Origin of the sequence: Salinicola salarius, assembly GCF_002179555.1 — a bacterium.
Taxonomy (GTDB): domain Bacteria; phylum Pseudomonadota; class Gammaproteobacteria; order Pseudomonadales; family Halomonadaceae; genus Salinicola; species Salinicola salarius_A.
Genome location: NZ_NHOU01000073.1, coordinates 1 through 4,033, shown reverse-complemented (window position 1 = coordinate 4,033; position 4,033 = coordinate 1). Strand labels below are relative to the sequence as shown.

The following is a 4,033-nucleotide window of genomic DNA, read 5'->3' as shown; positions in this document are numbered from 1 at the left end:
GGCAAAGCCGGGGGATTACCTTATTTATTTAGAAAGTAACATCCCACGAAGTTATCACAAGCAAGTCTTCGTCATACTTTGTGCTCATTTGGCCCTATCAAGAATCAGGTCGGCCGCCTTTTCAGCCACCATCATCACGGCTCCCTGGGTATTCCCAGACACCATCACGGGGATCACGGAAGCATCGGCAATCGAGAGGTTTTCCACGCCTATGACCTGCAAGCTCGGGGTGACGACTGCCTCTTCGCCTCCCCCCATACGGCAGGTGCCAATCGGATGATAGATGGTCTGTCCATTCTCTCGGGCGAATTCCAACCACTCCTCGTCGGATTGCACTTCCTTTCCCGGAGTCATTTCATGCTCAACGAAGTGCCGCATCGCTGGCTGTTCGATTATTCTACGGGCCGCCTTCATGCCATCCACCAGCGTTTGGCAATCCTGTTTCGTCGCCAGCATATTGGGCTTTATTGACGGCGCCGCCTCCGGATCGGCACTTTCGACATGAATGCTACCCTTCGAGGTTGGACGCAACTGCGTGACGCCGATCGTCATCCCAGGCTCCCGATCCAAAACGCGAGTCGCCGCATTCGCATAACTGGCATGAACGAAGAAGAACTGGACATCGGGTGAGCTCAAAGTAGAGTGTGTTTTGACAAAACCGTGAACCAGACCCGTGCCGAGAGTTAGTATGCCCTTGCGGCTAGTGAAGTACTTCAGCACTTCCTTCGTCAGCCGCAGCCCGCGGGATATCTCGTTTAGCGTAATGGTATTGCGCACGCGCCAATTCATGCGCGTGGCATAGTGATCGATGTAGTTCTCGCCGACCCCGGCCAGCTCGATCCTGGGTTCGATACCTGCCTTAGCCAATACGTCGGGATTGCCAATGCCAGACAGCTCAAGGAGCTGGGGATTCTGTACTGTCCCCCCACACAGGACGACCTCCCCTACCGCCGCAACGGTTTCGCGCTTTCCGTCGCGCTCGTAGGTCACGCCGGTGCAACGGGTTCCTTCGAGCTCAATGCGCAGCACTCGGCTGCCAGTCAATACCGTCAGGTTATCGCGCCCCAACGCCGGCTTCAGGTAGCCATCTACAACGCTCCAGCGCTGACCGTTGCGCTGAGTGACTTGGTAATAGCCGACCCCTTCCTGTTCCGCTTCGTTGTAATCCTCGTTGAAGGGCTGGCCATCCTCGGCGGCAGCCTCCAGAAACGCATCGGAAATGGAGAACCGCTCCTTGACACGCTCCAAGTACATCGGGCCCGAGTTACCCCTGGAAGGCCCGCCTTCGGCAAAGTTTTCCAGCTTTCTGAAGTAAGGTTCGACATTTTGCCAACCCCAGCCGGTAGCGCCTTCATCGAGCCACCGATCGTAGTCGCCTGGCTGGCCACGTACGTAGATCATGCCGTTGATCAGGGTGGAACCGCCCAGCCCTTTGCCGCGGGGAATGGCGATCACCCGCTCCTTAGTGCCGGCTTCAGGGCACGACTCGAAGCGCCAGTTATAGGTCTCGTTGGTCAACAACTTGCTGAAACCCGCCGGAATCTTGATCCAAGGACTCCGCGGTGGCCCGCCAGCCTCCAGCAGCAGAACGTTATATTTGCCGCCCTCCGTTAGGCGGTTCGCCAGTATGCAGCCCGCCGTTCCACCACCTACGATGACGTAATCGTATTTACCCATTGAACCAAGCTTCCCGTTCCCGCTTGTCAAGTGATCGCTGCATTCTCACAGCTCCATCGTCTCGGCCATGAGCTTGAGTTGGCTCTTCAGCATAGGTAGCCCGTACTGAACGGTGCAGCCCTTACTCTTGGCAGCTTTCAGCAGCGAAGTCTCCGCCGGATCCATGATGATCTCGGCGACGATCTGCTCCTTGGTCAGACCCTCGACATCCAGCGGCAGCGGATCCTCCTCCTTCAGCCCCAGCGAAGTGGCATTAATGACAAGATCGTGGCCTTGAGGATCACGCCCTCCCAGGCCCAAGGGCAGAGCCGGGTAGGCCTCTCCAAGGCGTTTCTTCAGCGCCTCCGCTTTTTCTTGAGTGCGGTTGGCCAGGGTCAGCCGGCTAACCCCGGCCTCGGCAAGGGCATAGGCAATGGCACTAGCAGCCCCGCCCGCTCCAACCAGATAGGCCGATCTACCTTCGGGCTCGATGCCCTCTTCGCGCAGGCCTGCCACGAATCCCTTACCATCGAGTATGGCGCCAAGCAGCTTGCCATCGGCAGTACGTCGAACGACATTGACCGCTCCAATGCGTGCGGCATCCTCGCTCAGCTCGTCGCACAGTTTAGCCACGGCCGTCTTGTGCGGTACGGTGATGACGAACCCCGCGAAGTTCTGCATAGCCTGGAAGCCATTCACCACAGAAATTAGATCCTCGCTCGAGACATGGACCGGAACCATGACGGCATCCTTGCCTACCTCCTCGCACAGGCGGTTGATGCCCTGCGGCGTTTTCACATGGTGAATCGGGTCTGCAATAATAGCGCAAACCTTTGTTTTTCCTGTTATTTTCACCTAAAACTCCCTAGGCCAGTGTGTAACTCGTCTTCACGTTGGTATAAAATTCCCTGGCGTAACTGCCCTGCTCCCTCGGTCCGTGACTCGATCCCTTACGCCCTCCGAAAGGCACGTGATAATCGACGCCTGCCGTCGGCAGATTGACCATCACCATGCCCGCACTAGAGTGGCGCTTAAAGTGTGCTGCACGCGCCAGCGACTGGGTACAAATGCCGGATGAAAGGCCATAAACGGTGTCATTCGCTAGCGCCAATGCATGCTCGTAGTCATCCGCTTCGATCACCGTGGCCACGGGGCCAAAGACCTCCTCACGATTGATCGGCATGTCGTTGCGTGTCTGCGAGAACAGCGCCGGCCTCAGGAAATATCCCGGTGTCTCCAGGGTCAGCCGCTCCCCCCCGACCTCCAGTCGGCAACCCGAACGCTTGGCCGCCTCGATGTAGCTAAGATCTTGATCCAGCTGCACCTGTGAGGCGACCGGTCCGATGTGGGTGCCCGGGGCAAGGGCATGGCCCACGTTCAGCGCCTGCGTGGCCTCGCGCATTCGCGTCACGAAACGGTCATGGATGCCTGTTTCAACGATCAGGCGGCTCGAACCCGTGCACCGCTGCCCGGTGGAGTAGAAGGCCCCATTGATGGCGGTTGAGACCGCCTGTTCAAGATCGGCATCGTTGAGCACTACCAGCGGATTCTTGCCCCCCATTTCCAGTTGGAATTTGGCACCTCGGGTGGCACATTCGACAGCTATCTGCCTGCCTGTGTCCGAGGATCCGGTAAAGGTGATCGCATCGACTTTCGGTGAGGTGACCAACGCATCGCCCACCTTGGAGCCGGGCCCCATCACCAAGTTAAAAACGCCTGCGGGCAGCCCCCCGACCTCATTGATGATGCTGGCAAGCTCCCAGGCACAGCCGGGCACCAGGTCGGCAGGCTTGAATACCACGCTGTTGCCGTACGCAAGAGCCGGCGCTATCTTCCAAGCAGGAATCGCGATCGGGAAATTCCACGGAGTGATGATTCCTACCACCCCAACCGGCTCTCGCGACACCTCGACGCTTACGCCAGGACGCACCGAGGGCAGAAATTCACCGCCGAAGCGGATTGCCTCGCCGGCAAAGAACTTAAAGACACGCCCGGCGCGGGTGACTTCGCCAATCGACTCGGCCAGCACCTTACCCTCCTCACGAGCCAGCAGCTCGCCCAGACGCTCCTTGTCGGCGAGGATACGATTACCGATACGGTCGAGCGCATCGGCACGCGCCTCGGACGTCCATGTAGACCACGTTTCGAGCGCGTCGCTGGCGGCATCAATCGCCTGGCGTGCCTGAACGTTATCGCCGCGGGCATATTCACCCACCACGTCGCGCGTGTCGGAAGGGTTCAGGTTGCGGTTGACCTCGCCAGCTCCGACCCACTCGCCATTGATGTAGTTCTCGTGCATCCCGTTATCGTCCTCGTCGAGGTTTTGCCACGTTCCCGCAGAGTCTGCGAGTTATAGTCAAATCTGGTGGATGGCAGT

Annotated in this window: 3 protein-coding genes; all 3 read right to left on the bottom strand. The window is 58.6% G+C overall.

Features of this window, described 5'->3' with window-relative positions; translation table 11 throughout:
- Positions 1-84: 84 nt before the first annotated feature.
- The 3 genes from CCD76_RS18880 to CCD76_RS18870 are packed head-to-tail and all read right to left on the bottom strand — an operon-like array spanning position 85 to position 3,955.
- The gene (locus CCD76_RS18880) at positions 85-1,677 is read right to left on the bottom strand and encodes a GMC family oxidoreductase (RefSeq protein ID WP_087721040.1); all 1,593 of its coding nucleotides are present in this window, start codon (positions 1,675-1,677) and stop codon (positions 85-87) included.
- A 45-nt stretch (positions 1,678-1,722) separates the two neighbouring features.
- The gene (locus CCD76_RS18875; protein ID WP_087721039.1) at positions 1,723-2,511 is read right to left on the bottom strand and encodes a shikimate dehydrogenase family protein; all 789 of its coding nucleotides are present in this window, start codon (positions 2,509-2,511) and stop codon (positions 1,723-1,725) included.
- Between the two features lie 10 nt (positions 2,512-2,521).
- Positions 2,522-3,955, bottom strand: a complete 1,434-nt coding sequence (locus tag CCD76_RS18870) for an aldehyde dehydrogenase family protein (protein ID WP_087721038.1) — start codon at positions 3,953-3,955, stop codon at positions 2,522-2,524.
- Positions 3,956-4,033 lie beyond the last annotated feature (78 nt).

What these genes read in the sequence shown, in the direction of transcription:
- CCD76_RS18880 (WP_087721040.1), bottom strand. Translation starts at nt 1,677, where the DNA reads ATGGGTAAATACGATTACGTCATCGTAGGTGGTGGAACGGCGGGCTGC.
- CCD76_RS18870 (WP_087721038.1), bottom strand. Translation starts at nt 3,955, where the DNA reads ATGCACGAGAACTACATCAATGGCGAGTGGGTCGGAGCTGGCGAGGTC.